At 65.9% G+C, this 24,922-nt stretch carries 25 protein-coding genes; 14 read left to right on the forward strand and 11 right to left on the reverse strand.

What is annotated here, in order from left to right; translation table 11 throughout:
- The first annotated feature begins 65 nt into the window (after positions 1-65).
- The 3 genes from ABZ420_RS31935 (at position 66) to ABZ420_RS31945 (ending at position 2,215) form a co-directional block, all read left to right on the forward strand.
- Complete coding sequence (locus tag ABZ420_RS31935; RefSeq protein ID WP_040871565.1) at positions 66-341, forward strand: GlsB/YeaQ/YmgE family stress response membrane protein; 276 nt, start codon at positions 66-68, stop codon at positions 339-341.
- A 196-nt stretch (positions 342-537) separates the two neighbouring features.
- On the forward strand, positions 538-1,050 hold the full coding sequence (locus ABZ420_RS31940; protein WP_357130720.1) for a hypothetical protein: 513 nt from the start codon (positions 538-540) through the stop codon (positions 1,048-1,050).
- A 1-nt stretch (position 1,051) separates the two neighbouring features.
- The gene (locus ABZ420_RS31945) at positions 1,052-2,215 is read left to right on the forward strand and encodes an MAB_1171c family putative transporter (protein ID WP_357130722.1); all 1,164 of its coding nucleotides are present in this window, start codon (positions 1,052-1,054) and stop codon (positions 2,213-2,215) included.
- Positions 2,216-2,302: 87 nt separating this feature from the next.
- On the opposite strand, the gene ABZ420_RS31950 is transcribed toward ABZ420_RS31945, so the two are convergent.
- On the reverse strand, positions 2,303-2,656 hold the full coding sequence (locus tag ABZ420_RS31950) for a nuclear transport factor 2 family protein (protein WP_357130725.1): 354 nt from the start codon (positions 2,654-2,656) through the stop codon (positions 2,303-2,305).
- Positions 2,657-2,718: 62 nt separating this feature from the next.
- On the opposite strand from ABZ420_RS31950, the gene ABZ420_RS31955 reads away from it, so the two are divergent.
- Positions 2,719-3,711, forward strand: a complete 993-nt coding sequence (locus ABZ420_RS31955) for a WYL domain-containing protein (RefSeq protein WP_357130728.1) — start codon at positions 2,719-2,721, stop codon at positions 3,709-3,711.
- Between the two features lie 50 nt (positions 3,712-3,761).
- On the opposite strand, the gene ABZ420_RS31960 is transcribed toward ABZ420_RS31955, so the two are convergent.
- Entirely contained in the window at positions 3,762-4,205 is a 444-nt protein-coding gene (locus ABZ420_RS31960; protein WP_357130731.1) for an SRPBCC family protein, read from the reverse strand.
- Between the two features lie 129 nt (positions 4,206-4,334).
- Between ABZ420_RS31960 and ABZ420_RS31965 the strand changes: the two genes are divergently transcribed.
- On the forward strand, positions 4,335-5,132 hold the full coding sequence (locus ABZ420_RS31965) for an AraC family transcriptional regulator (RefSeq protein WP_357130734.1): 798 nt from the start codon (positions 4,335-4,337) through the stop codon (positions 5,130-5,132).
- A 58-nt stretch (positions 5,133-5,190) separates the two neighbouring features.
- Here the strand turns inward: ABZ420_RS31965 and ABZ420_RS31970 are convergent, their stop codons facing one another.
- Entirely contained in the window at positions 5,191-5,928 is a 738-nt protein-coding gene (locus ABZ420_RS31970) for a TetR/AcrR family transcriptional regulator (RefSeq protein ID WP_357130736.1), read from the reverse strand.
- Positions 5,929-6,025: 97 nt separating this feature from the next.
- Entirely contained in the window at positions 6,026-6,868 is an 843-nt protein-coding gene (locus ABZ420_RS31975) for an SAM-dependent methyltransferase (RefSeq protein ID WP_357130739.1), read from the reverse strand.
- 108 nt (positions 6,869-6,976) lie between these two features.
- Here ABZ420_RS31975 and ABZ420_RS31980 point away from each other — a divergent pair, with 108 nt between their 5' ends.
- Positions 6,977-7,540: a helix-turn-helix domain-containing protein gene (locus ABZ420_RS31980; RefSeq protein ID WP_357130742.1), complete on the forward strand. Its 564-nt coding sequence runs from the start codon at positions 6,977-6,979 to the stop codon at positions 7,538-7,540.
- Between the two features lie 128 nt (positions 7,541-7,668).
- Here the strand turns inward: ABZ420_RS31980 and ABZ420_RS31985 are convergent, their stop codons facing one another.
- Together ABZ420_RS31985 and ABZ420_RS31990 are read right to left on the reverse strand one after the other, a co-directional pair.
- Complete coding sequence (locus ABZ420_RS31985) at positions 7,669-8,436, reverse strand: SDR family oxidoreductase (RefSeq protein ID WP_357130745.1); 768 nt, start codon at positions 8,434-8,436, stop codon at positions 7,669-7,671.
- A 107-nt stretch (positions 8,437-8,543) separates the two neighbouring features.
- Positions 8,544-9,242 carry a TetR/AcrR family transcriptional regulator C-terminal domain-containing protein gene (locus ABZ420_RS31990; protein WP_357130748.1) on the reverse strand — a complete coding sequence of 233 codons (699 nt, stop codon included), beginning with the start codon at positions 9,240-9,242 and terminating at the stop codon, positions 8,544-8,546.
- A gap of 110 nt (positions 9,243-9,352) precedes the next feature.
- Between ABZ420_RS31990 and ABZ420_RS31995 the strand changes: the two genes are divergently transcribed.
- From ABZ420_RS31995 to ABZ420_RS32015, 5 genes are all read left to right on the forward strand, one after another.
- Complete coding sequence (locus tag ABZ420_RS31995; protein WP_357130751.1) at positions 9,353-10,204, forward strand: alpha/beta hydrolase; 852 nt, start codon at positions 9,353-9,355, stop codon at positions 10,202-10,204.
- Between the two features lie 11 nt (positions 10,205-10,215).
- Entirely contained in the window at positions 10,216-11,100 is an 885-nt protein-coding gene (locus tag ABZ420_RS32000; protein WP_357130754.1) for an alpha/beta fold hydrolase, read from the forward strand.
- Entirely contained in the window at positions 11,097-12,668 is a 1,572-nt protein-coding gene (locus ABZ420_RS32005; protein ID WP_357130757.1) for an FAD-dependent oxidoreductase, read from the forward strand. Before ABZ420_RS32000 ends, ABZ420_RS32005 begins: the two co-directional genes overlap by 4 nt.
- A 127-nt stretch (positions 12,669-12,795) precedes the next feature.
- Positions 12,796-13,008, forward strand: coding sequence for a hypothetical protein (locus tag ABZ420_RS32010; RefSeq protein ID WP_357130760.1), 213 nt, complete (start codon positions 12,796-12,798; stop codon positions 13,006-13,008).
- A 341-nt stretch (positions 13,009-13,349) separates the two neighbouring features.
- Positions 13,350-15,143, forward strand: a complete 1,794-nt coding sequence (locus ABZ420_RS32015; RefSeq protein WP_357130763.1) for a serine/threonine-protein kinase PknD — start codon at positions 13,350-13,352, stop codon at positions 15,141-15,143.
- Positions 15,144-15,176: 33 nt separating this feature from the next.
- Here ABZ420_RS32015 and ABZ420_RS32020 read toward each other — a convergent pair whose 3' ends face one another.
- Together ABZ420_RS32020 and ABZ420_RS32025 are read right to left on the reverse strand one after the other, a co-directional pair.
- Positions 15,177-16,337 (reverse strand): DUF3500 domain-containing protein, encoded by a 1,161-nt coding sequence (locus tag ABZ420_RS32020; RefSeq protein WP_357130766.1) that lies wholly within the window; start codon positions 16,335-16,337, stop codon positions 15,177-15,179.
- Complete coding sequence (locus ABZ420_RS32025) at positions 16,324-17,418, reverse strand: zinc-binding dehydrogenase (protein ID WP_357130769.1); 1,095 nt, start codon at positions 17,416-17,418, stop codon at positions 16,324-16,326. The genes ABZ420_RS32020 and ABZ420_RS32025 overlap by 14 nt, the downstream gene beginning before the upstream one ends.
- 229 nt (positions 17,419-17,647) lie before the next feature.
- On the opposite strand from ABZ420_RS32025, the gene ABZ420_RS32030 reads away from it, so the two are divergent.
- Genes ABZ420_RS32030 through ABZ420_RS32040 form a run of 3 tightly spaced genes read left to right on the forward strand, consistent with a single transcriptional unit; the run spans position 17,648 to position 20,356 of the window.
- Positions 17,648-18,433, forward strand: a complete 786-nt coding sequence (locus ABZ420_RS32030) for an SDR family oxidoreductase (RefSeq protein ID WP_357130772.1) — start codon at positions 17,648-17,650, stop codon at positions 18,431-18,433.
- A gap of 31 nt (positions 18,434-18,464) precedes the next feature.
- Positions 18,465-19,400, forward strand: coding sequence for a dihydrodipicolinate synthase family protein (locus ABZ420_RS32035; RefSeq protein WP_357130775.1), 936 nt, complete (start codon positions 18,465-18,467; stop codon positions 19,398-19,400).
- Between the two features lie 50 nt (positions 19,401-19,450).
- Positions 19,451-20,356 (forward strand): LysR family transcriptional regulator, encoded by a 906-nt coding sequence (locus ABZ420_RS32040; RefSeq protein WP_357130778.1) that lies wholly within the window; start codon positions 19,451-19,453, stop codon positions 20,354-20,356.
- A gap of 49 nt (positions 20,357-20,405) precedes the next feature.
- Here the strand turns inward: ABZ420_RS32040 and ABZ420_RS32045 are convergent, their stop codons facing one another.
- The 3 genes from ABZ420_RS32045 to ABZ420_RS32055 all read right to left on the reverse strand — a co-directional run bounded on the left by ABZ420_RS32045 (position 20,406) and on the right by ABZ420_RS32055 (position 24,292).
- Positions 20,406-21,680 carry an ATP-grasp domain-containing protein gene (locus ABZ420_RS32045; RefSeq protein WP_357130781.1) on the reverse strand — a complete coding sequence of 425 codons (1,275 nt, stop codon included), beginning with the start codon at positions 21,678-21,680 and terminating at the stop codon, positions 20,406-20,408.
- Positions 21,670-22,911 (reverse strand): MFS transporter, encoded by a 1,242-nt coding sequence (locus ABZ420_RS32050; protein WP_357130784.1) that lies wholly within the window; start codon positions 22,909-22,911, stop codon positions 21,670-21,672. The genes ABZ420_RS32045 and ABZ420_RS32050 overlap by 11 nt, the downstream gene beginning before the upstream one ends.
- 409 nt (positions 22,912-23,320) lie before the next feature.
- Positions 23,321-24,292 (reverse strand): AraC family transcriptional regulator, encoded by a 972-nt coding sequence (locus tag ABZ420_RS32055; protein WP_357130787.1) that lies wholly within the window; start codon positions 24,290-24,292, stop codon positions 23,321-23,323.
- Positions 24,293-24,922 lie beyond the last annotated feature (630 nt).

Here is a 24,922-nt window from a genome sequence, read left to right on the forward strand (position 1 = left end):
GTATGGCGAGGACAGACGCTCGCTCGATCAGTGTGCGGGCTCAACTGGACGAATCGGAGAATAAGATGCTCGGTCTCGGAATCCTCGGTTGGATCATCATCGGCGGTCTGGCCGGCTGGATCGCCAGCAAGTTCATGAAAACCGATGCTCAGCAGGGCATTCTGCTCAACATCGTGGTGGGCGTCGTCGGCGGCCTGCTCGGTGGGTTCCTGCTGAAGCTTCTGGGAGTCGATGTCGAGGGCGGCGGACTGTGGTTCAGCTTCTTCACCTGCCTCGGCGGCGCGGTGATCCTGCTGTTCCTGGTCGGGTTGGTGACCGGCCGTCGCGGCGCACTGCGCTGAAACCCGCGCTCGGCGGCGTAGAGCCGAACGCGCGCTCTTCGAACGGCCCGAACCTTCGAGGTTCGGGCCGTTCTTCGTGAGAGCGGACGGTTGCGAGAAAGCTTGCGCGACAAGCCACGTCCGCGACAATGCTCCGTAGCCGACTACGCTCACCGCAATATCGGCATGGGGCACGTGATCAGCGAGGGAAGGCGTAATGGAGGATCTCGCCGCGCGATTCGAGGAGCTGGGTCGCCTGGTACCGATCCCCGATCCATGGGACATGACGGAATACATCGCGCGGGTGGCAGCGTACCGGGAACGGCCGATCACGCTGTGCCCGATCGACGTCGGCGCACTCTCGGGGAACGGATGCGGCACCGGAAGCGGCCTGTGGATCGCCCGGGAAGGCGACGACGTGATCATGTACGGGGCCGACACCGAATGGCACGCCGATCACATCATCGCCCACGAGGTCGGTCACATGCTGCTCGGCCACGGCGGGACCGCGAGCGGTCCCGGTGCAGGCGCGGCCGATCTGCCGTTGCGCGAATTGATGCCCTCGCTGTCGCTGGAAACCATCCGCAGCGTACTGCGCCGCCAAGACTACGGCAGTGAGCGTGAGCGCGCCGCCGAAACTTTCGCCGACCTACTGCTGGTGGAAGCGATGCTGCCGAAGCGGTCGGCTAGCCGGTTCCACTCGACGTTCTTTCGAAACCGGCGCCGGTGAGATGACCTCCCCGATCCCGGTTTGGATCACCTGGCCTGTCCTGACAGGTCTCACGTCGGTGCTGGCCGGTCGGTGGTGGCTGTTGGGAGACAGCGTCGTCGACCGTCTCGTCAACCGCGCGCTCGCCGCCGGTATCTGCGAGCACCTGTTGCGGGAGGCACGGTTCGAACAGGCACTGGTCTGGTTGCTGCCCGGCGGTGACAGCGACGTGGTGAACCTCGCCCGGCAGCTCTCGCTGGGAGCGACCGTGTTGGCCGTCTCGAATATTTATGGCATCGCCGAACTGTGGGCGGGCGCCGACCCCGCCCACACGTGGCGCAGGCAGCGGCGCTATTACCTCCTCTCGATCGTCGTCACCGCCGTCATCCTGATCGCAGGGGCGCCCGCCCGCCGCGCTGATCAGTTGATCGACCAAGCCCTCGGCCGGCCTGCTGTGGTGGTCTGGGTCGCGTTTTCCCTGCCGCTCGGCGCTACGGCCCTGCTCGTCGGACGGGTGAGCGTGCGCGAGATGCGCGCAGCGGGGGACACCACCTGGCAGGAACGCGCCCTGTACGCAGCGGTCCTGTGCACCGCCGTGGGCATGGGGATCGTGGCGGTCGTCTACCCGATCGAGACCGCCTGCGATGTCGTGACCGGTCGGCCGTCATTCGATCCGGAGATGCACTGGAAAGCATGGAGCGGCTTCCTTCTCTCGGCTGTCGGCGCTCCCGCCGTGGTCACGGTGCCGCTGATCAGCACCCTGCTCAGCCGCCTCGGATGGGACCGCACCGGCCGATACTGCCGCCGCCTGCAACCGATGTGGGCCGATCTCGCCGCAGCCGTCCCCGAAATCGTTCTGGAGGCGCACGACCGCGACGGCCGAACCGACCCGGCCATCCGTCTGCACCGCATGACGGTCGAGATCCGCGACAGCCTGCTGCATCTCAAGCGCTACAGCGACAGCCCCGACGATCTTGCCGCCACCGGCGCTGAACCACATATCTATGCCCGCCGCGTCGCCGAGGCGATTGCCGCCAAAGCTGCCGGGCGCCCCCCGAGCACGAACCGGATCACATCCCGCCACCAAATCCGGCCGGGGGCACGGGATCTCACCGCGGAGTTGCGCCGGCTGCTCGCACTCGCCGAGGCATGGCCACACGTCCGCGGCCTGACAAAGCCGCCGTAACGCCGGTGACGCGGACCGGCCACGGGGGCCCGCCTCGACGCCGCTGTGCCGCGGTGGGCTCGGTCACGCCGGCCCACCGCCGCACCGCTACGGCACGAGCGCCGGCTGATCCACGGCCCACAGCCACGACCCGTCCGGCTGGCGACGGGCGATCTCGACCGTCACCTCGCCGGTGGTCAGCGTGGACGCTGTCAGTGCCAGGTCGCCGCTCACCAGCGCTGGATGTTGCCTACCCGGCGAGAGCACCGGCGCGGCCGCGACGAATTGTTCGTACACCTTGCGGATCTCCGCATGTCCGGTCGCGAGGTTGCCCGGTGGGAACGCCAGCACGGCGTTCGGCTCATACAACGCCACCAGCCCCTCGACGTCGCCCGCATTGGCGCGCTCGATGAAGTATTTGCCCAGATCGTTGGGGTCGGTGGCCATGTTCTCGTTTGTCATGGTGATCAGCCTCCCAGCGAATCACGACATCCTCTGTCGTGTATTCCGGGTATTTTTTTCGGATGCGCGCCGACCGATTGGTCTCGCTGGTGTTGCTGCTGCGTCAGCGCGGTCGGTTGACCGCTGACACGCTCGCCCGCGAGCTGGAGGTATCCACCCGCACCGTGCTGCGCGACATCGAAGCGCTGTCCGCGGCAGGCGTCCCGGTGTATGCCGAACGCGGACGGCACGGCGGTTTCGCATTGTTACCCGGTTTCCAGACCGAACTCACCGGGCTGAACCACGACGAGGCGCTCGCCCTGCTCGTCGCCGGATCACGACGTGGCGCACAGGCATTCGGCCTCGGCTCCGCGCTCACCTCGGCCATGCGCAAGGTGGTCGACGCGCTACCGGAAAGCTATCGGGCCACCGCGACCGGCGCGGCCCAGCGATTGCTCGTCGACCCGGAGACCGACCTCCTCGCACGCCGGCTGGTTCCCGAAGAGGTGCCCGACACCATAGTGAGCGAGATCCGCCGCGCGGTGTTCGCCGGACACAAGCTGCGCATCCACTACGCGGCGGTAGCCCACGCCCCGAAGTGGCGAACGGTGGACCCGATCGGCCTGGTCACCGTACGCGACCAGGGTTACCTGCTGGCCACCGTGTCCGGCGCGGACCGCACCTACCGGCTGTCGCGGGTGCTGGCCGCCGAGGAACTTCCCGAACCGGCACAGCGACCGGAACGAGTCGATCTGGACCGCGCCTGGCAGGAACGCAGCACGCGGTTCCGGACCGGTGGCGACCGAGTCACCGTGCTGGTACTGGTGGACCCGGCACGGCGGGAAGACCTGGTGCGCACCGCAATCGCCGTCCGCGCCGAAGAAGCCGACGCGGACGGCCGGCTGCGACTGGAGGTGAGCTTCCAAGATCGCAGACACGCCGAATGGGCGCTGTGGCAACTCGCCACGGACGCCGAAGCCCTCACCCCGCAGTGGTTGCGCACCTCCCTGCGCGACCGCGCCGCCGCGATCGCCACCTGCTACGGAGAGTCGTCCGGCCGAACCGGAACAACGTGAGTCGTCCTCCTGAACGGCCGGACACCGGCTCTGACCGCCTCCAGGCGTTCTCAGATCTCTGGTGCGGACTCCGGATCGCCGGGCCATGGCGTTCCCGATGCTTTCAGTGCACGGGCTACGACTGTCGATCCGTGTTCGACGAATTCGGTGATCGGTCCGGCGAGAGTGTCGGGCAGGACGTCGGTGTGCCAGACGAACAGTGTCCGCCCGCCCTTTCCGGGCAGAGCCTGCATCGACGCATGGTGATGGGAGGGGTGAAGGCTCCCGCCGACGATGGTGTAGGCGACGCGCCTGCTCACCGGATCGAGATCCACGAGGCGTTCGTAGACGATGGAGCCGTCGGCGAAGGTGACGGCGCGGGTGTCCGCGTTCAGTTGCGTGTCGGTGACGAAACCCGGTGCGAGGCGTTCGTGCACGGCGCCGAAGTCGCTCAGTACGCTCCAGACCTCCTCGGGTGTGGCGTCGACGATGAATTCCTTGTGAATGGATGCCATGAGATCCTCCGTGTCAGACCGCGGCGATGCAGAACGGGTTTGCCCACCCAGCATCCGGTCCGGACCACCCGCGGGTCTTGAAGATCCTTGCGGACGTTTTCTGTCGTACCCCGCGCGTACGGTCCGCGAGTGCTATCCGCCAGAACACTCGCCGCCGGAGGAAAGTTCACCGTGACCACGGTGGCCTGCCAGGCCGACAACACCGGCTGGTCGGCGCCGGAGGAACGCGATGACCATCGCCTCGTGCTCGTGCGACGCGGCCGGTTCCGGCGACAGGCCGACGGGGATCACGCCGATCTGGACCCGACCATCGGCTACCTGGGCGCACCTGGCGAAGAGGAACGGTTCGCGCATCCCGCCGGCGGCGATGTCTGCACCGTGGTGACCGTCGAGCCCGAACTGTGGGAAGGTTTCGCCGATTCGAGAATGGTGTACGTCGACGCCCGTATCGAGCTGACACACCGCCGCTTGCTCGCCGCCGCCCGCGGTGGCGACATCGACTACGCACTGACCGAGGAACTGCTCCGGCTCGTCGCGCTCGCCGCCGGGCAGCCGCGCCCGCGTCCGCGGCCCACCGACCGAGTGCTGGTCGCAGCGGCCCGCGAGGCGATCATCGATGGCGCGCCGGAAGCGGCCGGGCTGTGCTCGCTGGCCGGCCTGCTGAAGGTCTCGCCGTACCGGCTGAGCCGAACGTTCTCGCAGCACATGGGCCTTTCTCTGACCCGCTACCGCAACCGAGTACGCGTCGGTCAGGTCATCGACCGGCTCGCCGACGGCGAAGTCGGTCTCGCCGGCCTGGCCGCACACCTCGGCTTCGCCGACCAAGCACACCTGACTCGCACCGTCCGCGAGCACCTCGGCCATACCCCGACCGCCCTGCGCCGACTGCTCGACAAAACCGAACAGCCCACCGAACGCAGCCATTGATCACAGCCACGAATCATCGTGGACGGCTGGATTCACAGGAACAGGTTCCGGCGGCGGACTATCGAGCGTGTGGTGTCCTGATTCGCTGCGGCTTTCGCTGTTTCGGTGACATCGGGGTCGATGGTCCAGCGTGCGCGGTTCGGGACGTGTCGACGGCACTGGTCGCTTCGGCCTGGATCCAGACGCCGATCATCCGCCCGGTCATGGCGATAGTCCGGTGGCGCAGGTCCGGGTCGACGTCTGTCGCTGTGGCGCGCAGGACCGCGGCGAAGCTGGTGTTGATCAGTACGAACGTCATCGTATCGTGGGCGCCGTCGTCACCGGGCCCGAGGAGCTGGACGAGCAGTGCGTTGACCAGGCGATTCAGGCGGGGTTCGAACTCGGGCAGACCGCTGCTGTAGAACTGCACGCCCCCGACCAGAGCGCGCACCAGGGTGGCGTTGGCGACCAGTTCGTCCGCGAACAGATGCAGCATCTCGGTGATCACCCGCGGCGCCGAGGACAGCAGGTGGGGCCTCGGTTGCTGCGACAGCTCGGAGACCCAACCGGCGAAGCGGCGTTCGACGTGGTCGAGCATGCGGTCGAGCAGGGCGTCGACGATGACCTCACGGGCGGCGAAGTATCGGTAGACCGTGCCGATGCTCACCCCGGCCTCCGCCGCGATCCGGTTGGTCGAGGTTGTCGAGATTCCGCGCTCACCGAACAATCGTGCTGCGGTATCGAGTATGTGCTCCCGGGTCGCCTTCGCGCGCTCCTGATTGGGTTGACGCCGCTGTCCGCCGGCTCGTGCGCCCACAACACCCCTAGCCTGTCCGATGAAACCGAACCGGACACATCCTAAGTGTGCATGCTATCTGCGGGGAGCGGATCGTCGAGGGATCTCGGCCTGCCGGTCACCGGCGGATCGCGGCGATATTCCCGACGTCCGGGTCGAGCTCCGCTACCGGGCGGCCCAGCGGTGCGACCATGTCGCTCCAGCTGCGGAACTCGGTATCCCAGCCGATTTCGTCGAGCCATTGCTCGACATCGTCGCCGAGGCCGCCGGGCGCACGCGGAGGGGCCGCATCGCCGGAGACAAGGCGGCGCAACTCGGGATACGGGCCTGCCGTGGCATCGACCCGAAATCGGCTGACGCCGAAACGACTTCCCCGACAAGACAATTCGGTAAGTGTCAGAACGACTCGACGGTTCTGCTCGGGCGGCATGTAGGCAAGCGCGCCCTCGTCCACCCAATACGTCGGTATATCGGGACGGAAGCCGTTCTTCCTCAGCGCCGTTGCCCAATCCTCCGCCAGATCCATGGCGATGACCTGGCGTCGACAGGTCGCGGTGGAACCGGCCCGGGCCAGCACAGACTCCTTGAACGCGAACAGCCCGGGCAGGTCTATCTCGAAAGCGTGTATGGACTCCGGTAGCCCCAGCCGGAAGGCACGAGTGTCCAAGCCGGCGCCCAGCAAGACGATCTGGCGACAACCGGCGTCGATCGCCTCACGAACCCGATCATCGACCAACCGCACACCGAGGCTGCGCCCGGCATAGAACTGTTCCGCGAGCATCTCCAGCCGGGCCCAGCGCTCGGGTTCGAAATCCGACCGGGCGGCGGCGACGAACTGCTTCGCCCACGGGTCGTCGTACAGCCGATCCGGCCGCTCGGATTCGCGTGCCCGGATCATCGCGACCCCGATCGCGGTCATGGCCGCGCCCCTGACGGGCGCCTTCGCTGTCTCTTCGGTCATCGGTTCTCCCCACAGCTCCGATTTAACTTGCCGACCGGCTAGTTACTTGTACTAGGAGGTGACGTTAAGCTCCACCTAGCCGGTCGTCAAGCAAAATCGAGGAATCCCATGGACAGGCGTCGCAGCGACACCCGGGAACGAATTCGTTCCGTCGCCATGGAACTGTTCTCCGAACGCGGTTATGAGAAGACGTCGCTGCGGGAGATCGCCGAACGCCTCGGCATCACCAAAGCCGCGCTGTACTACCACTTCCGCACCAAGGAAGACATCGTCGCAAGCCTCTCGGAGGATCTGCGCCGGGGCATCGATGACATCGTCGAGTGGGCCGAATCCGCACCGCAGGGACCCGAACGCGCCCGGCAGATCGTCACCCGCTACGGCGCACTGCTACACGGGCTCGGCAAGGACATGATCCGCTTCTGGGCCGAAAACCAGCCCGCCTTCCGCGACCTCGGCTTCGGGACCAGCCTGCGCTATCAGTTCCGAGTTCTGGCCGGTCTGATGACCCAGCCCGACTCCTCGCCGCTGGCAGAATTCCACGCCCGCCAAGCCCTGCTGGCCATCAGTTGGAGCCTGTCCATGATGGGCGACCTCGACATCAGCGACGAGGACAGCTACCAAGCCGCCACCGGTATCGCCTCGAGCATCGTCGACCGCATGGGGCAGCCGTGATCGGGCGCTGCTGACGGCCGCGGGCACGGCCGCATGCGTTGCGGCCCGTGTCACCGCCCGATGAGCCCATTCGCGCGAAGCACACCGAAGCGCCGGATGTATCCGATCAGGTACCGGTCGATTCGTCTTCACCAGGGCACCGGGCCGTCCTCGCTGAACATGCCCGCGGTCGGCCCGTCGGCGCCGAGCGTGGCCAGGCGCACCAGGACCGCGGCGCCCTGCGCGACCGTGAGGAACCCGGTGTGATTGTTGCTGTCGGTGTCGACGTAGCCGGGGCAGGCGGCATTCACGAGGAATCCGTCCTTGCGCAGTTCGTTGGCGTAGTTGACGGTCAGCGCGGCCAGCGCGGACTTGGAAGGGTTGTAGGCGGCCGACGGCAGCAAACCCGCGAAGGGGCCGTTCGGGTCGCTGATCAGAGTGAGTGAAGCGGCGTGGCTGCTGACGTTCACGATGCGCGGCGCCGGCGACCGCCGCAGCAGTGGCAGCATCGCGTTGGTCACCGCGATCACGCCGAAAACGTTGGTCTCGAACACCGCCCGGACCATCTGCAGGTCCACGGTACTGGGCACCTGATCGTGCGCATCCTGCGGCGAAACCTGCCCGGAGCCGGTGATTCCGGCGTTGTTGATCAGCACGTCGAGTTGTCCGAAACGCTCCTCGATCCGCTTTGCCGCCTCCTCGATGGTGACCGGGTCGGTGACATCCAGGACGATGGCGTGTGCGTCGCCGCCTGCCGAGCGCAGTGCCGCCGCGGCTTCCTCTCCACGCAGCGGATCCCTGGCTCCGAGCAGGACCGTCGTACCCTGCGCCGCGAGTTGTTCGGCGGCCCCGCGGCCGATCCCTTTGTTCGCCCCGGTGATCAGCGCGACTTTCCTGTGTGTGGTGTGCCCGCTCATGGTCGGCTCCTAGCTGCTCGTCGTGTATCGGACGAACACAAGACGCCGGCGACCCGATCGCCATAACAGGGCACGCATGTGTCGTACATCACCGGTGGGCGAACGAATCAGGCGGAGCCTGCCACGGCGTCATGCAGCGGCACGAGGCCCGCCACGATCAGTTGCAGGCCGAAGCGGAATTCGCTTTCCAGAGTTTGACTCGGCAGGCAATCGGAGACGGCGATCGTGGCGGGGAATCGCGCTGGATCGAGCTGACGATAAAGCGTGGTGATTGTCGCGGGGTTCATGTCGGCTTCGGTGTCGTGACCTCGGAGCTGTGCGGCGAAGCCGACGACATAGCGGGCAAGGGTGGCGTAGACGAGCGCCGCGGACTCCGGGGGAAACCCGTTGGCGAGCAGTGTGGCAAGGACTCGCTCGCGCAACACGAGCGAATTGGGTCCGATCGGTACCTGCTCGATGAGCAGGGGCGCGATCCCGCGATGACGGTGCAGGACCGCGAAGATGGCCTCCGCGGCGGTGACGCACGCGCGCTGCCAATCGCCTGCGGGTGTGTCGTCGATTTCGATCTCGCCGAGGACCGAGTCGACCACGTGGGCGATGAGTTCGGCACGATTGGCGACCGCTCGGTAGAGCACGGCGGTGCCCGTTTCGAGACGTTGCGCGAGCGTTCGCATCGACAGCGCGTCGGCGCCTTCCTCGTCGATGATGCGCAGTGCGGTCGTCACGATCCGTTCGAAGGGGACCCGCGGACGGCCGGGGGAGCGGCGAGCCGGGGTCTCGACGGCGTCTGAATCGGCAGTGGTCACACTCGCATTGTTCCGCATCGGCAAGTTGGACACTTGACCATCATGTATCGGTCACGATGTTGCCGCTATCGCTTGACCTGCACACATATATCGGCAACACTGTCACCATTATGAGTAGACGAGCAGCCGCCGATGACTACATCGACTCTGATTCACGCTTCGCGATCGTCGAGGGCCGTAACCTCCACTACAAGCGGGCCGGGACGGGGCCGTCGGTGTTGCTTCTGCACGGCAGCGGTTCCTCGCTGCACTGCTTCGACCAGGTGGCCGCGGTGTTGTCGTCGTCGTTCGATGTGATTCGCCCGGACCTGCCCGGCTTCGGGCTCACGGGTCCGCGCGCCGACCGGGACTACCGGATACAAACGTTTGCCGAGACGGTCGCCGCCTTCTCGGACGCCATCGGAGTCTCCAAAGCTTCGGTGGTCGGCAATTCCCTCGGCGGCAATATCGCCTGGAACTTCGCATTGGATTATCCGCAGCGGGTGGATCGGCTGGTGTTGATCAATGCCACCGGCTACCCGGGCAAGTCGTTGCCGTTGGCGCTGCGGCTGGCGCGTAACCCCGCAGGGCGGGTGTTGATGCGGCATTTGGCGTCTCGCTCGGCCACCGAACGCAATCTGCGCTCGGCGGTGGGATCGCGCAAGTCGGTGGTGGACGACGCGATGGTCGACCGGGTGCACGCGATGCTGACCCGGCCCGGCAACCAAGAGGCGTTCATCGACTTCGCCAACACCGAGCAGATCGACCGCACCGCCGCGATTCCCACCATCACAGCGCCGACGCTGGTGCTGCGCAGCGCGTCGGTCGACGGGCAGTTCTTCACTCGCGATATACCCGGCAGCCTCGAACGGATTCACCCCTCCGGCGGCCACCTACTGCCCGACGAAGATCCGGACTGGGTGGCCGGCGCGCTACTGAATTTTCTTACTGCCGAGGCGAACTCGCCGACGGAGGGAAAGTGATGAAGTACTTCGTGGTGCGCGGCGAGACCCGCCGCCTGGACCAGGCGACACGTGCCGAGCTGCGCGGTGACTTCATCGAATGCGGTGACGGGATCACGCATTACGAGATGGCCGGGCCCGAAGGCGGAGAGGTCGTCGTGTTCGCGGGCAGCCTGACCACCCCGCTGTTCTACTGGGATCAACTCGTCGGTGAGCTGCATTCGCGCGGATTCCGTACCGTTACCTTCAGTGCCTACGGACGCGGCTATTCCGACCGTGTGCAGGCCACCTACGATGAGGCCCTGTTCGTGCGGCAAATCGTGGACTTGACCCAGCGGCTGGATCTGGCCGAACCTTTCCACCTCGTCGGAGCTTCGATGGGTGCATTGGTGGCTATGGCTTTCGCTCGACAGCACACCGACCGCATCGCCACCTTCACATTGGCCGGTCCCGCCGGCCTGCAGCCCGCGCCCGCCCTCGCCTCCTTGCTGCGCCAGGAAATGTTGGGCACCCTTCTGGCGAAGAAGCTGGGCAGCAAAATGCTCGATCGGCATCTGTCACACAATGTCCGGGATCCGCAGCAATCCGCGGCGCTCACGGCGATGGTGCGCGAGTGCTACCAGTTCGAGGGCTCGATCTACGCCTTGACTGCCACTATCGCCGACTTCCCGCTGTCCGGCCGTCAGGACCTCTATCGGCAGACCGGGTGCCTGCGGATTCCGAAGATGTTGCTGTGGGGTGACCGAGACGAGGTGACCCCGATCACGAGCTTCGATGAGGTATCCGCGTTGTTCGCACCGACCGAGGCGCACATTCTCTCGCCCTGCGGGCACATGGTGCCCTACGAGGAGCCGGCCCAGATGGGTCTGCGGTTCGCTGCCTTTGTCGATACTGCCAGAAAAGAGTCGTCACGATGAACACCGAATCGAAGACCGAACCGACCGACGTTCTCGTCGTCGGCGGCGGGCCGACCGGCACCGCGTTGGCGATCGATCTGGTTCGCCGCGGCCTGGCGGTACGGATCATCGACAAAGCCGCGAAGCCCTTCGACGGTTCACGCGCCAAGGGAATCCAGCCGCGCAGCCTGGAAGTGCTCGAGGACCTCGGCGTCCTCGACGATATCCGCGCAGGCGGCGCCGAGTACCCCCTGCTCGGCATCCATGCGGGTCCGGTGACGATTCCGTGGCACATGATCTCCCGAAACGAGCTGACATCCGATGTGCCGCACCCGAATACGTGGTTGATTCCCCAATTCCGCACCGATGCCGCGCTGCGCGCCGGACTGCGACGGCTGGGCGTGACCGTCGAATCGGAACATGAACTCGTCGGATTCGAGCAACATCGGGATGCGGTCATTGCGACGGTCGCCGGTCCCGACGGTGCCGAAGAGATCGGCGCTCGCTACCTCGTCGGCGCCGACGGCGGAGCGAGCGCGGTCCGAAAAACGGCGGGCATCGGTTTCGAGGGCTCGACCGACGAAGCCGATCGGATGATCATCGTCGACGCCGTGGTCGAAGGGCTTTCCCGCAACCGCTGGCATGTGTGGCCGCGCCCGGACGGCCGGTTCGTCGGCGCGTGCCCACTGCCGCACTCCGATGTCTTTCAGGTGATGATCCGTCTGCAACCCGGTGAGGAGCCCGCCCTCGACGAGGACAGCCTGAACGCGCGCATCCGCAAGCACACCGGCGACAAGCGCATCCGCTTGTCGCGCATCGGCTGGACATCGGTATTTCGCCCCAACATTCGCCTGGCGGACCGGTACCGGGCGGGACGGGTGTTCATCGCCGGTGACGCCGCTCATGTCCATCCCCCCGCGGGTGCGCAAGGACTCAATACCGGTTTGCAGGATGCCTACAACCTGGGCTGGAAACTCGGCCAGGTGCTCGCCGGCGCACCGGACAGCCTGCTCGACACCTACGAGGCCGAGCGGCATCCGATCGCGGCCGGAGTTTTGGGCTTGTCGACCAAGAAGTATGAAGGCCTGGCCAAACTCGACCCGTCTTCGATCAAACGCGGCGACGATGAACGCCAGCTCGGCCTGCATTACCGCGGCGGTCCGCTGGTCACGGCCGATGCCGAACACACCGGGACGTTGCGGGTGGGCGATCGGGCGCCGGACGCGAAGCTGCTGAACGCGGCCGGAGGAGCACAGCGCCTGTTCGACCTCTTCTCCGGACCGCATTTCACCGCGATCGGCTACGGCCGCGCGGCCGTAGCCGAACTGGCCGCATTGACGTGGCCGTCGGCGGGCGCGGGACTGAGAAAGATCGCCATCAATGGCGGAGAGCAGGCGAACGCCGATGTCGTGCTCGCCGACATCACCGATTCCTTCGCCCGGATCTACGGTGTCGCCGATTCCGCACTCCTGCTGATCCGTCCCGACGGCTACATCGGCTCTATCGCCACCACCGACATGGCTCGGGTAACCATGGCGCACGCCACCGCGATGACCCCAGCCGTCACCGGTATCGAGGGAAAGGGATGAACCGCGACGACGCCCTGCGCCCAACGGCGACGCCGCGACCCGACGAGCTTCTTACACCGAATGCACGAAGACGTTCGGGCTGCCGTCAGCGCTGCTGAGAGCGTTCTATCAGTTTGGAAACGCGCTGATGTGGCATCTGATGGTCGATTTCGGTATCGGTTCACCATTGCATTTCGTTGCCTCCTACGAGGCGGCCGTGACGTTCGCTCGGGAGGCCATCGAAGGGGGCTGGGCTCACGCCGTCGCTGTCGATGATCGAGTGGAGCAGAGCTATCCGGCTATGCCATGCCAATGCCTGTTCTCACCGCCGAACGGGCAGGATCCCGCGCCCATGTTCTGAAACGCCGGACGGTCCAGCCGGGGTGCCGCGACGAAGTAGGCCGTCGCCGTGGAGTGGGGCTCAACGCGGTTTCACGAAGCCGGTCGTATGGGTCCGGAGTACACTGAATTCGCTATAAATTGTCGGCGGATTTCTGAAACGATCCGCGCGCTCGCACCGGTGGCGGGCAGTGCCCGGCCGCGTTGTTGCCGACTGGAACATGACTGGGATATTCGCCCGCCGACGATAGCGCCGACTCTCGACTGTCGGCCTGGCTGAATCAACCAGTGTGGCGCCACCCGCTCGGGCGGGGGTTGGAATGTAATCACCGTTTGCCAGTCGGGTGGTCATGGGACGGCACGATGGATGACACGTTACTAGGTGACGGGGACGCCACTCGGGGGCCTGCGGAGCCGTTCGGACGCTATCGGCTTCTGTCGCTGCTGGGGCAGGGGGGCATGGGCCAGGTTTGGCGGGCGCACGATTCGCTGACCAACCGGGTGGTGGCGCTCAAGGTGTTGCCCGAGCGCTTCGCGGATGACGAGCAACTGCGCGAGCGGTTCCGCCGGGAGTGCCGGGCGGTGGCACAGTTGACCGAGCCGCATGTGATCCCCATCCACGACTTCGGCGATATCGACGGTCGGCTCTATTTGAATATGCGCTTGATCGAGGGCACCGACCTGCGCACGGTGATCACCCGAGAAGGGGCCCTGTCGCCGAAGCGGGCAGCGGCGATCACTGCGCAGGTGGCCGGCGCGCTACAGGCGGCCCACGACGCCGGGCTCGTCCACCGCGATGTCAAACCCTCCAACATCCTGCTGGGGGACGACGAGTTCGCCTCCCTGATCGACTTCGGAATCGCCCACGCCGCCGACGACCGTACGCTGACCACTATCGGCGAGACCATCGGCACCGTCGCCTACATGGCGCCGGAGGAGATCAGCACGGAGGTCAAGGCCGATGCCCGAGTGGACGTCTACGCGTTGACGTGCGTGCTGTACGAGTGCCTGACCGGCCGTCCGCCGTTTGCGAGCGCATCGGGACCGCAGGGTGTGATCGCTCATCACCTGCACAGCCCGCCGCCGCGTCCCAGCGCCGATACGCCCGATGTACCGGCTGCGTTCGATGCGGTCATCGCCAAGGGGATGGCCAAAAACCCCGACGATCGTTATCAGACCGTGCGTGAGCTGGCCGCGGCGGCCTGCGCCGCGGTGGACGATGCCGTGGCCGGCACCACCGGGGGCGTGGCTTCGCGCCATCGGTGGCGAATCGGACTGTCGCCCAAGACCGCTGCGCTGCTCGCCGCCACGGTCGCGGTAACGGTGGTGGCCGTCGTAGCTGTCGTCGCCGGTGTTCAACGGGGCTCAGACGGCGGGAGCAACTCGCCCACATCGGTCGCCTCGGCTCAGACTCCGCTGCCGTTCACCGGCGTCAGCCTGCCCACCGATGTAGCGGTCGACACGGCCGGCAACATCTATGTCACCGACATGGGCAACGATCGGGTGTTGAAGTTGGCGGCGGGCGCGTCGGCGCCGGCGCCGCTGCCGTTCACCGGCCTGAATAATCCCCAGGGTGTGGCGGTCGACACGGCGGGCAACGTATACGTGACCGACACGAGCAACGATCGGGTGTTGAGGTTGGGGGCGGGCGCGTCGACGCCGGCGCCGCTGCCGTTCACCGGCCTGAAGAACCCCCACGGTGTGGCCGTCGACGTGGCGGGAGACGTGTACGTCGCCGACTGGGGTAATGATCGGGTGTTGAGGTTGGGGGTCGGCGCGTCGGCGCCGACGACGCTACCGTTCACGGGGCTGCGAGATCCCCAGGGTATGGCGGTCGACACTGCGGGCAACGTCTATGTCACCGAATTGGGTACCGAGCGGGTGTTGACGTTGGCGCCGGGCGCGTCGGCGCCGACCACGTTGCCATTCATCGGGCTCAAAGATCCCCAGGGTGTGGCCGTCGACGGGGCAGGAGACCTATACGTCGTCGACTGGGGTAACAAGTGGGTGGTGAGGTTGGCGCCGGGCGCCTCGACGCCGACACCGCTGCCCTTCACCGGCCTGAAGAACCCCCAGGGGGTGGCGGTCGACACTGCGGGCAACGTATACGTCACCGACCTGGGCCCCGATCCGGTGGTGAAATTCCCGGTCGGCTGAACACCCGTTTCGCCTGGCATCGATCTGCCTTGCTCAATGCGCGGAGCGCCGGCGATGCTCGGCCAGGCTGTCGAGCCCGAAATCCGAACGCGGATCTCGCCAGACGGAATGTGCGTGGTTGGCGTGGCGCTGGGTGTTGTCGTACTCGATGAGCAGCCGCGGGCCTTGGATCCGGTAGTAATGCGGTTCACCGGCCCGCAGGCTGCCCGCCCACCCGAAGTGGACCTCGTCGAGTACGTCGTCGGCTTCGTAGTGCGCCGCGTGAACATCAGCGAGGGCACTCGGTGCGCGACCGGTGTACAGGCTGATCAGTTGCCGCAGTGTGTGGCGCTGTGCCGGGTCGAGGTCGCGCGCGGCCAGGCCCTTGGGTGGAAGGGAGATGGCCATGGCCGTGTGGTCGGCTTCGGTGTAGCCGCTGTTTTCTTCGGCACGCCGGTCGACCTCGTCGACCAGATCCCGCAGCGCCGGGTCGGTGAAAGTGCCACGCCACAAATCCTGCATGTGCATCATCACGTCACCGTGCGCGATGGTCGGCCGGTTGCCGGAGACGATGTCGGAGACGGCGCTCTCGTGCAACAGTGCCGCTCGGTATCGATCGGAGTCCAGCGATCGGGCCAGGTGCCGCGCCGCCGCTTCCGGTCCGCCCAGCGGCCGTAGCGTTCCACCGAGCAAAGCGGCACTGGCTGGATCGGCGCCGATGAAGCACGGTGTCGTCGAGACGATGCATCCGCCGATGATCAGGTTGTTCAGGGAGATGTGGTGGCCGCCGAAGCGCCATCCCCAGACGAAGTCGCCAGGGTGGCCGAACAACCTGAGCCAGTAGAGGCCGGGATCCCGGCCTCGATCCCGTCCCCAGCGGACGTGCCATCCTTCGACTTGATCGAGGACATTCTCCGAACCCATCACGGTGGCGACGGTCGTGTATCCGGCCTCGGACAGTCCCGAGGCGACCAGTCGCATCGCCAAGCCCTGCTGGCGTGCGGTTTGATCGCGGAGGGCAAGTCCGCCGTGGTCGGTCGGGGTGTAGAACCAACGGAGCCGCTCGGCCTCCGCGTCAGCAGCCAGAGGGGAGTCGAACTGCGCTCGAGTGAGTTGATCCGGGGCGAGCGATTCCAGCCATGCGGCCGCGCAGGCAGCCATGTCGGTGGCGACCAGTTCGCGGACCGGGGCAAGCGTGGCCTCATCCGGTGACATCGAGCATGACCTTGATCGCGTTGTCTCGCCGTTCGGCGTAGGCGTCGAATGCTTCGGCGATGTTTTCGAGTGGGAAGTGATGGGTCACCAGGGGCCTGGTGTGCAGTCGTCCACGCGATGCCAGCGACAGGGCCCTCGCTACCGAGTTCGCGCCTTCGCCGCGGACGGTGTTGATCGAGATTCCGTTCATGACAGCGTGATTGAGATCAGCCGTCACCGGTTGTTCGAAGAAGCCCGCCAAAACGATTCTGCCGCCGCGCTTGACCATGTGAATCGCGTCGTCGACCGCGGCGGGAGCCCCGGAGCACTCCACGACGATGTCGGGGCCGAGTCCGCCGGTGATCTCCCGAACCGCCGCGACGGCGTCCTCCTCGCGGGAGTTGAGCAGATGGTCGGCCCCGAATTGCTTCCCGATCTCCAGTCGGTTGTTGCGTGTGCCCACCAGCATCACCGGCTCGGCCCCGAGTTCGCGGGCGACCTGGACGGCCAACAATCCGATGGGACCGGGACCGATCACCGCGACGCCCGCGCCGACCAACAGCGAGCCGAGCACGTCGAACACGTGCATCACGGTGCCGGCGGTGGTCAGCACGACGGCCGAGTCGAAGTCGATGTGATCGGGAAGCCGGTACAGCGTGGAGACGTGGTTGACGACATATTCGGCGAAGCCGCCGTTGACCGTCATCCCCTGTGTCCGATGGCCTTTGGCCTGGTTGCCGTAGTTCAAACAGTCGGTGTAGGAGCCGGACAGGCAGTTGACGCATCGCATGCAGCCCCGATGTGCCTCGGTGACGACGCGATCGCCGACGGAGAACTCGTCGACGGCGCTGCCGACCGCGGCAACGACGCCCGCGTACTCGTGGCCGGGGATGAAGGTGTCCGGCGCCGGGCCGGCTCCGTGGAAGAAGCGACGGCTGCGGATCTTGAGGTCGGTGCCGCACAACGAAGCTCGATGCACTCGCACGAGAACGTCGTCCGGGCCCGGGTGCGGCACCGGCAGAGTTTTGGTCTCGATAATTCCCGGCTCGCCGATCACAGCTGCGAGCATTGTATCCGGAATGGACACCACATAGCCTTTCATTTGGCTTCCAATGGTATGCAGCGAGGCTATGGCAGCGAATTCTTGTTTGTCCAACAGACTTTTGCGCCGATGGGTGAATTTCTTCCCGCCGACCGCGCGCTGTGCTCGATGTATAGGCCTGCCCTATAGGGGTTGTCAATTATTCGTATTGGGCACGTTCGACTGCGTGACTTACGGTGTGGAAATCAGGTAAAAGCCGGAATTTCCGGCGTTCGGTCGAGGAGGAACCTTGGATCTCGAGATTGCCGGTCGAACCGCAGTGGTTCTGGGCGGAGGCGGCGGCCTCGGAGGCGCCATTGCGGAGAAACTGGCGGCCGAGGGGGCCGAGGTGGCCGTCGCCGATATCCATTTCGAAGCGGCCGCGGCGCGCAGCGACCTGATCGCCGCGTCCGGTGGCCGTGCCATGCCGGTGGCCTGGGATATCGCCGACCTCGATGTCATCGAGGCCAAGGTCACCGAGATCGAGCGGACCCTCGGTCCGGTCGACATCTTGGTGAACAACACCGGCGGACCATCGCCCGCACCGGTCCTCGGCCTGCCGGCTACCGTGTGGCTCGACCATTTCCGTTCCATGGTGCTGTCTGTGATCGCCGTCACCGACAGACTCGTCCCGGGCATGCGGACGCGAGGCTGGGGGCGCGTCATCACCAGCGCCAGCTCGGGAGTCGTCGCTCCCATTCCCGACTTGGGCCTGTCGAACGGTCTTCGTGCCGCACTGCTCGGTTGGTCCAAGACGCTGGCGCGGGAGGTCGCCTCGGACGGCGTCACGTGCAACATCGTCGTGCCGGGAAGGATCGGCACCGGCCGGGTCGAGCGTCTCGACCGGATCAAGGCCGAGGCGGAGGGCCGAACCGTCGAAGAGGTCACGGCCGACAGCGTGGCCACCATCCCGATCGGACGCTACGGCGACCCGAGTGAGTACGCCTCGACGGTCGCGTTCCTGGCGAGCGTCCCCGCGTCGTACATCACCGGTTCGGTGGTGCGCGTCGACGGCGGGCTCATCCCCAGCCTCTGATTCCGAACCCCGCGACGACAAGGATCCGATCATGGCCCCGCTCACCCGTGAGGCGAGAGGCGTCTTCGCCATCGCGCCGACCCCCTTCGACGAGGAAGGCGCGGTGGACTTCGACTCGCTGCACCGCCTCGTCGATTTCTACGAGTCGGCCGGCGTCACCGGGATCACCCTGCTCGGCCAGATGGGCGAAGCGCCCAAGTTGTCCCACGACGAGGCGACGAAAATCGTGTGCCGAGTCCTGCGCAGGACTCGACTTCCGGTGATCGTAGGAGTCTCCGCTCCGGGCTACGCGGCAATGCGCGCGCTCACCGCCGATGTCATGTCGGCGGGAGCAGCGGGCGTCATGGTCGCACCGCCCAATACGTTGCGCACCGACGACCAGATCGTGGGCTACTACGAGGGCGCCGCGGCCGTGCTCGGTGACTCGGTACCCCTTGTCGTGCAGGACTATCCCTTGTCGTTCTCGGTCGTCATGAGCGCCTCGGTCATCGCCCGCATCGCTCGCGCCGTGCCCAGCTGCGTCATGCTCAAGCATGAGGACTGGCCGGGGCTGGAGAAGATCAGCGCACTGCGTCACCTCGAAACCGAGGGGGAAATGCCCCGGATCTCGATCCTGTGCGGAAACGGCGGGCTGTTCCTCGATTTCGAGACCGAGCGTGGGGCAGACGGCGCCATGACCGGATATTGCTTTCCGGAAATGCTGGTGGATGTGGTCGGTCATGCCGCCGCCGGCCGTTTCGAGGAAAGCCATGACATCTTCGATGCGCATCTACCGCTGCTGCGGTACGAACAGCAGCCGGGTGTCGGCCTGGCGGTGCGCAAGTACGTCATGAAGCGGCGCGGACTTCTCGCCTCCGATGCCCAGCGCACACCCCGAAGCCTGCTGTCGAGCCGAGCGCGGTCGGAAATCGACTGTCTGCTCGCCCGCCTCGCTCGCCGCGACGGGCGAGCGATTCTGGTCGAGTGATTCGCTCGCGCCACGTCTGCGGCCGGCGGGGACAGCGGTAACTTCATCCGATGCGACTGCGCCAATTGGAGTACTTTCTCGCCGTCTGGGAAAGCGGGTCTTTCAGCGCCGCCGCCGCACGGCTGTATGTCTCGCAGCCGTCGTTGTCCCAGCAGATACGGTCGCTGGAGAAGGAACTCGGCGCGCAACTGCTCGAACGCGGACGCCACGGCCTCGTCCTCACTCCTGCGGGACGGGTCTTCCTGCCCCGAGCCGAGCGCGTGTTGCAGGGTGCCGGGGAAGCGGCGGACGCCGTGCGCCAGGTGGTCGAGGGGCGAAGCGGCGACGTGCACGTAGTGACCGTGCGGTCGATCGCCTCCGGCATCCTGCCCCCGAGCGCCGTGCGCTGGCACTCGCTCTTCCCGACGGCTGTTCTTCGGGTGCACGACTTCTCCCATCGCCGTGCCCTGGAGGAAGCAGTACGCAACGGGCAGGGCGATCTCGCGGTCGGCCCGCGGCCCGAACTGTGGGAAGGGCCGGTCGTATCCCTCGGGTACGAGGAGATGGTGCTGGTCGGCCCGATGGGGCGGGACACGGGCTCCTGTGTGGAACCCGACGAACTCGCCGCAGCCGACTGGATCCTGTACGAGCCCGAGCAAGGCATGAGCGAGATCGTGGACCGAACGGCCACCACTCTCGGATTCACTCCGCGCGCCGTAGCCCGTACCGGGCAGGTGACCGCCGCGCTGCTGTTCGCGATGGAGGGCTTAGGCGTAGCACTGGTGCCCAACAACGCCGTCCCTGGCGGCTGGGTACAGCACACCAGAAGGATCGGCCCCGGCGTCTACCGCGAGATCGTCGCCTACAGCCGCAGCGCGCCGACCCAACTGGCGGAACGGTTCCGAGATTTGCTCACCTCACTCGAGCTTCCTCTCACCGCGCCGACGGAGCTTCCGGAAGGAGCGTTGCGCTGCTAGCCGGCCCATGCCCCGCCATTCCGAGCGTCCGTGATGCGTACCCGGCCTCCTATCGGGCGGGCGTGAAGAAGTCTCGGACTCGCTTGCGGACTTCGGCGCACCGGAAATCCAGTTCGTGCATGTCGTCACCGACGACGAAGGCGAGTCCCAGCGCCACCGAATCCATCATCGACCTGGTAGCCGGGTATGTCTTGCCCGGCTCGGCCGCCATCCGGACCTCCAGCACGCCGGGAAGTTCCACCAGTTCGGCTTCTGCCCCACCCAGATACCGGGCCCGGTGATCAATGCTGAAGAGCACGAGCGCGCCGTGCTGGGTCAGGGCGTAACCGGCCTTTCGCTCCGGCTCCGGAGCGCGGATCCCGAAAAGCTCCGCGATGTACTCGCATTCGCGATGGATCTGGGAGTTCCCGGTGAGCAGATAAGTCTGCCGAGGGTGGCCGATCCCGTGCGCTCGTGCGCCGAAATCGATCAGGCGGGGGCCCAGCGCACCGGACATGATCTCCATATGCGCGGGGCCGATCCGCACACCCAGCGCGTCGAGCACGCGCCACGCGTAATCCGTCAACTCGCCCACCACCGGGTCATCGCCCGCGAGCCACCTGCCTCGCTCGTAGACGAAGTCGCCGGAAGCCGAGACCCATTTGTCGTAGACGCTGACACAGAGAAGTTCGTGCCCATCCGGAGTGGAGAAGGTATCCACCGCGTATTCGACTCTGGGTGCCGGATACATCTCCTGGATCAGAGCGGCCGAGCCGGCCCCGAAGAGTCCGGCCTTGTCGGTGATCGCGGACACGGCGGCCGCCAATTGGTCCGGAGTCTCCACCAAACGAACGTCCACGGAGGCCGCCCCTCGGGCCGGTTTCACCACCAGCTTCCGGCCGCCACGCAATTCCGCGATCACTCCGGGGGGAACGGCGTCCCGCTGTGCTTCGACAGATCGTGTCGTCAGGCAAGGAACGCCCGCGGCCTCCAACGCTTGGAACATGCGCTGCTTGTCCCAACGCCGCATCGGCGCAGTCGTATCGTTGCCGGGGCAATCCGGAAGATCAGCGCGCAGACGATCGCACAGCTCGACGCCGGGCTCCGACCCGGCGATCACGTATTTCACCGAACGCTCCAGACACATCTGGAGAAGCAACCGGTAGTTCGATCCGAAGTCCGCTTCGAAATTCAGAGCTCCCGGAGTCGGCGCGGTGCGAAACCCCGACACCAGCGCCTGGTCGGTATCCAGCAGAATCGTGTCGATTCCATATGCTTCCAGTAGAGACGGGTACAGCGTTCCCGAGCTCACTGGATCGACGATCAAGACCGACTTATCCGACACGGTCCGGACTCCTGTTCTTGTTTACCCCCGCCATTACCGCTACCGCCCCCGTGACGAACGAGATCTGGACGACCAGCGCCCAGTACAGCGAGAGATCGTGCAGGACACCGAAGGCGCCGATCCCGGGCCCGACCGCGAACCCGATCGACTGGGCGGCCGAGAGATACCCCTGATACCTCGGGTTCTCCGAGGGAGAGGAGAGCTTTGCTATCGCCGCGCTTGCCTGCGGAATGAAAATTGCCTCTCCGAGGGAGAACAGTACGAACCCGAAAATGCATACGGTCCAGCTGGTTCCGAGCCCACAGATGGCGAGTCCGAGCCCCGTGACGAATATCCCGAGCCCGAGCGCGTAGTTCCACCGGAGTTTGGACGTCAGGAAGCTGAGCGGCAACTCGAAGGCGATGATGAAAATCGAATTCACCGCGATGAGAATGCCGTACAGTTGCCCACCACCGGCTATCCGCTCGAGGGAGAGCGGTGTCCCGCTCATGCTCTGGACGTAGACCGCCATGGCCGTTCCGAACACCCCGACTACCGCCCACAGTCGCGCCGCCCGTGAGGTGTCGTGTGCGGTATCCGCCGCGGAATCCGCATGGAATTCCGTCGCCGGCTCGCGCGTCTGCGCGCGCTTTTCCGCCGCCCGCAGCCTGGCGCGTTCACTCAGCAGCAACACCGCAGTCAGCAGCGAACCGAGCGACGACAGGAAGAACAGCGTCGAGAAGTTGTCTTCTCCGACAACCGCCACAAGGATCGGAGCAACCGTGACGCCACTGCTGAGAAATATCCGGTGGAAGGCGACCACTGTCGCGGTGTTGCCCTGATAGCCGGAGCCGGTGACCAAAGCCGCCGCAGGCCCGGCGAACGACTGTGTCACCGCAACGCTCAGCGATGCCGACACGATCGCCCAGACCGGTTCAGTTGTCACCAGTCCGAGCAGGAACAAGAGCGGAACGTTGAGTACGGAGCCGGCGATCAGTACGTCGGTCGATCCGAACCGGGTAGCGAACCACCCGCCGGCCAGTGAGCCGAGCACACCGGCGAACCCGGCCGCGAACAAAGCGAGCGACAGAACAGCGGCACTCAGCCCGACCGATTTGTAGAACACCGTGGAGTACAGCGCAAGGAATCCCACCGATCGACTGAGAAAGGTGGTAACCGAAACGATCCATACTTCCGCGGGGAACGACGCGGGCTTTCGCTTGTCGATTACCGCGATGGTCAAAGCATGCACCGCTTCAGGTCGACGGGAAAGTGCACTGCGCGAACGCGATTCATCGGACCTTCTCGAAGGTCGTGGTAATAGCTGTGCGCACCTGATCCTCCTTGCGATCCACCTGGGTACGCCGCCCTCTCGATGGGCAATGCGGACGGTAGTCGTCGCCGTCCGGCCTCAGTTGCTCCTGCGCGAACAGATGTTGCCCCGGCGCGCAGAGTCCCGTCGATATGCTGCGAAGGCACCGCGGCGAGTCGAGTGCGGCCCCCACCGCGAGTACCGGCGCAACCTCGCAGTGCTGACAGGGTCGCGCCGGTCGAGCAGCCCTAGAGCCGGTCCGATCCGTTGCCGCCGTCCGCATCTCGCGCGGGTCGGTGCGCAGTGATCGGCTCGTATAATGTGCCGCTCGATGCGGTCTCACCTACTGTCAGCGGTCACGGTCCGGCAGTGCCGAGTGACGAACATCGCGGGGGCTGGCTCCGAACCGCCGCCGGAATATGGTGCTGAACGCGCTGGCCGAACCGAAACCCAGCCCGCCGGCTATCGAGGCGATGCTCTGGTGACGAGACGAGGGATCACTCAGCCGCCGGTGTGCCAGCTGCAGGCGTTCTTCTCGGATCAATTCTCGCGGCGTGGTTCCGGAACGCTGTAGGGCAAGCTGGATCTGTCTGATCGACCAGCCGAGCGAATGCGCGATCGTCGCGCTGGAAAGATCGGGATCTGTCGCGTGCGATCGGACGTAATGCCGTATCGCCGCGTCCAGTTTGTCGAGGTGATCGATGCTCGTCGTTTGCCGGGCACGGGCATGCATGCAGAGCAGATCCACGATATGGGAAGACGCGGCGTCGAACTGATATCCGTCGAGCGCGTCGCTCTCTGCGAGCAATCCGGTGAGCATATCGGTCACCACCCGCCCCAGCCCCGAGCTCAGGTCCATCGGTCGCGCGAGCAGGGAACTCGCGATGTCGAGGCGATGCTCGATCTCGTGTCGCGGGATGGTCATCAGCACACCGCTCGTGCCCTGCCCCTGCTGGAACCCGAACGGCTGATCGAGGGACAGTAGACAGCCGGTGCGATTGGGCAGATGCGCTCGGCCGCCATCATCCCAGAGTTCCGTGTGGCCGGCGAAGGTGAGCAGGAGCCGGAAGTCGTCGTCGCTGTCGCGGCGTACGTGGGTGGTCGTCCGGATGTAGGTCACGCCGTCGGACTTCCAGCCCACCAGCTGGTACTTGCTGGTGCGGCACAGCTTCGTACGCCCGTGGAAGTCGCTTCCATCAGGAAATTCGTATGCCATGCGCCGGTGGTAGGAGGTGATCAGTTCCCTCCAGTAGTCCGTGCGTTCGCCTGGATCGACGCTGTGGGTAGTCGAGGTCTCCACCGTTAGGTGAGGCTTGTCCACCGCCGTAACTCCTGCTCGAATCGACCGTGTGCCGAATGATTGCCAGCATCAGCGTATCGCCGTACCGGCTTGGCTGCCGGTGTGAAATTCGTTGCTGTGCTGCTCCTACCGGACCGAGCTTCGGTCGCTGCTGTCGCACCGAGCCGGGACTCGATGGGCATCGCACCCCCGGACACGGCCGTCACGTGGCGGTGCGCACCGGTCGGCGTAATCGTCTGGATACCTCGGATTTTGCTGCGCGCAACCCCGTATTTCGATGTTCGTCGCCACTCCACACGTACAGCACTACTCGGCGACGGCATACCCACCAAACCCGCCGGGGGACCAAACTCGTGGCCCAAGGCGCCACCACCTGCGCGGACGGGGAGTATCGGACGGCTGCTCGCGGGGGCGGCGTGTACTGGGGAGTACCCTCGCAATCCTCGGCATGGAAGTACTCGGACACGGTGGTGAATCCGTGCCGTAAGTAGTGCCGAGGCGGGGCAATATTGCGAGTGGGCTGGGAGGCCGGGGTGAGTGGGACGGAATGGGAGACGTTCTGCTCGGAGGTGTTTGCCATCGCCGAGCGTTACGCCATCCAGACGTTTTCGAATCCCGGCACCCTGGTGCTCTCCAGCGGATCCTCGTCCA

This window comes from Nocardia sp. NPDC005745 (assembly GCF_040630775.1).
GTDB lineage: Bacteria > Actinomycetota > Actinomycetes > Mycobacteriales > Mycobacteriaceae > Nocardia.

Excerpts from the sequence above, each read along its gene's own strand:
- ABZ420_RS31935 (WP_040871565.1), top strand. The coding sequence starts at position 66 with ATGCTCGGTCTCGGAATCCTCGGTTGGATCATCATCGGCGGTCTGGCC.
- ABZ420_RS31940 (WP_357130720.1), top strand. The coding sequence starts at position 538 with ATGGAGGATCTCGCCGCGCGATTCGAGGAGCTGGGTCGCCTGGTACCG.
- ABZ420_RS31945 (WP_357130722.1), top strand. The coding sequence starts at position 1,052 with ATGACCTCCCCGATCCCGGTTTGGATCACCTGGCCTGTCCTGACAGGT.
- ABZ420_RS31950 (WP_357130725.1), bottom strand. The coding sequence starts at position 2,656 with ATGACAAACGAGAACATGGCCACCGACCCCAACGATCTGGGCAAATAC.
- ABZ420_RS31955 (WP_357130728.1), top strand. The coding sequence starts at position 2,719 with ATGCGCGCCGACCGATTGGTCTCGCTGGTGTTGCTGCTGCGTCAGCGC.
- ABZ420_RS31960 (WP_357130731.1), bottom strand. The coding sequence starts at position 4,205 with ATGGCATCCATTCACAAGGAATTCATCGTCGACGCCACACCCGAGGAG.
- ABZ420_RS31975 (WP_357130739.1), bottom strand. The coding sequence starts at position 6,868 with ATGACCGAAGAGACAGCGAAGGCGCCCGTCAGGGGCGCGGCCATGACC.
- ABZ420_RS31980 (WP_357130742.1), top strand. The coding sequence starts at position 6,977 with ATGGACAGGCGTCGCAGCGACACCCGGGAACGAATTCGTTCCGTCGCC.
- ABZ420_RS31985 (WP_357130745.1), bottom strand. The coding sequence starts at position 8,436 with ATGAGCGGGCACACCACACACAGGAAAGTCGCGCTGATCACCGGGGCG.
- ABZ420_RS31995 (WP_357130751.1), top strand. The coding sequence starts at position 9,353 with ATGAGTAGACGAGCAGCCGCCGATGACTACATCGACTCTGATTCACGC.
- ABZ420_RS32005 (WP_357130757.1), top strand. The coding sequence starts at position 11,097 with ATGAACACCGAATCGAAGACCGAACCGACCGACGTTCTCGTCGTCGGC.
- ABZ420_RS32010 (WP_357130760.1), top strand. The coding sequence starts at position 12,796 with ATGTGGCATCTGATGGTCGATTTCGGTATCGGTTCACCATTGCATTTC.
- ABZ420_RS32015 (WP_357130763.1), top strand. The coding sequence starts at position 13,350 with ATGGATGACACGTTACTAGGTGACGGGGACGCCACTCGGGGGCCTGCG.
- ABZ420_RS32020 (WP_357130766.1), bottom strand. The coding sequence starts at position 16,337 with ATGTCACCGGATGAGGCCACGCTTGCCCCGGTCCGCGAACTGGTCGCC.
- ABZ420_RS32025 (WP_357130769.1), bottom strand. The coding sequence starts at position 17,418 with ATGAAAGGCTATGTGGTGTCCATTCCGGATACAATGCTCGCAGCTGTG.
- ABZ420_RS32035 (WP_357130775.1), top strand. The coding sequence starts at position 18,465 with ATGGCCCCGCTCACCCGTGAGGCGAGAGGCGTCTTCGCCATCGCGCCG.
- ABZ420_RS32040 (WP_357130778.1), top strand. The coding sequence starts at position 19,451 with ATGCGACTGCGCCAATTGGAGTACTTTCTCGCCGTCTGGGAAAGCGGG.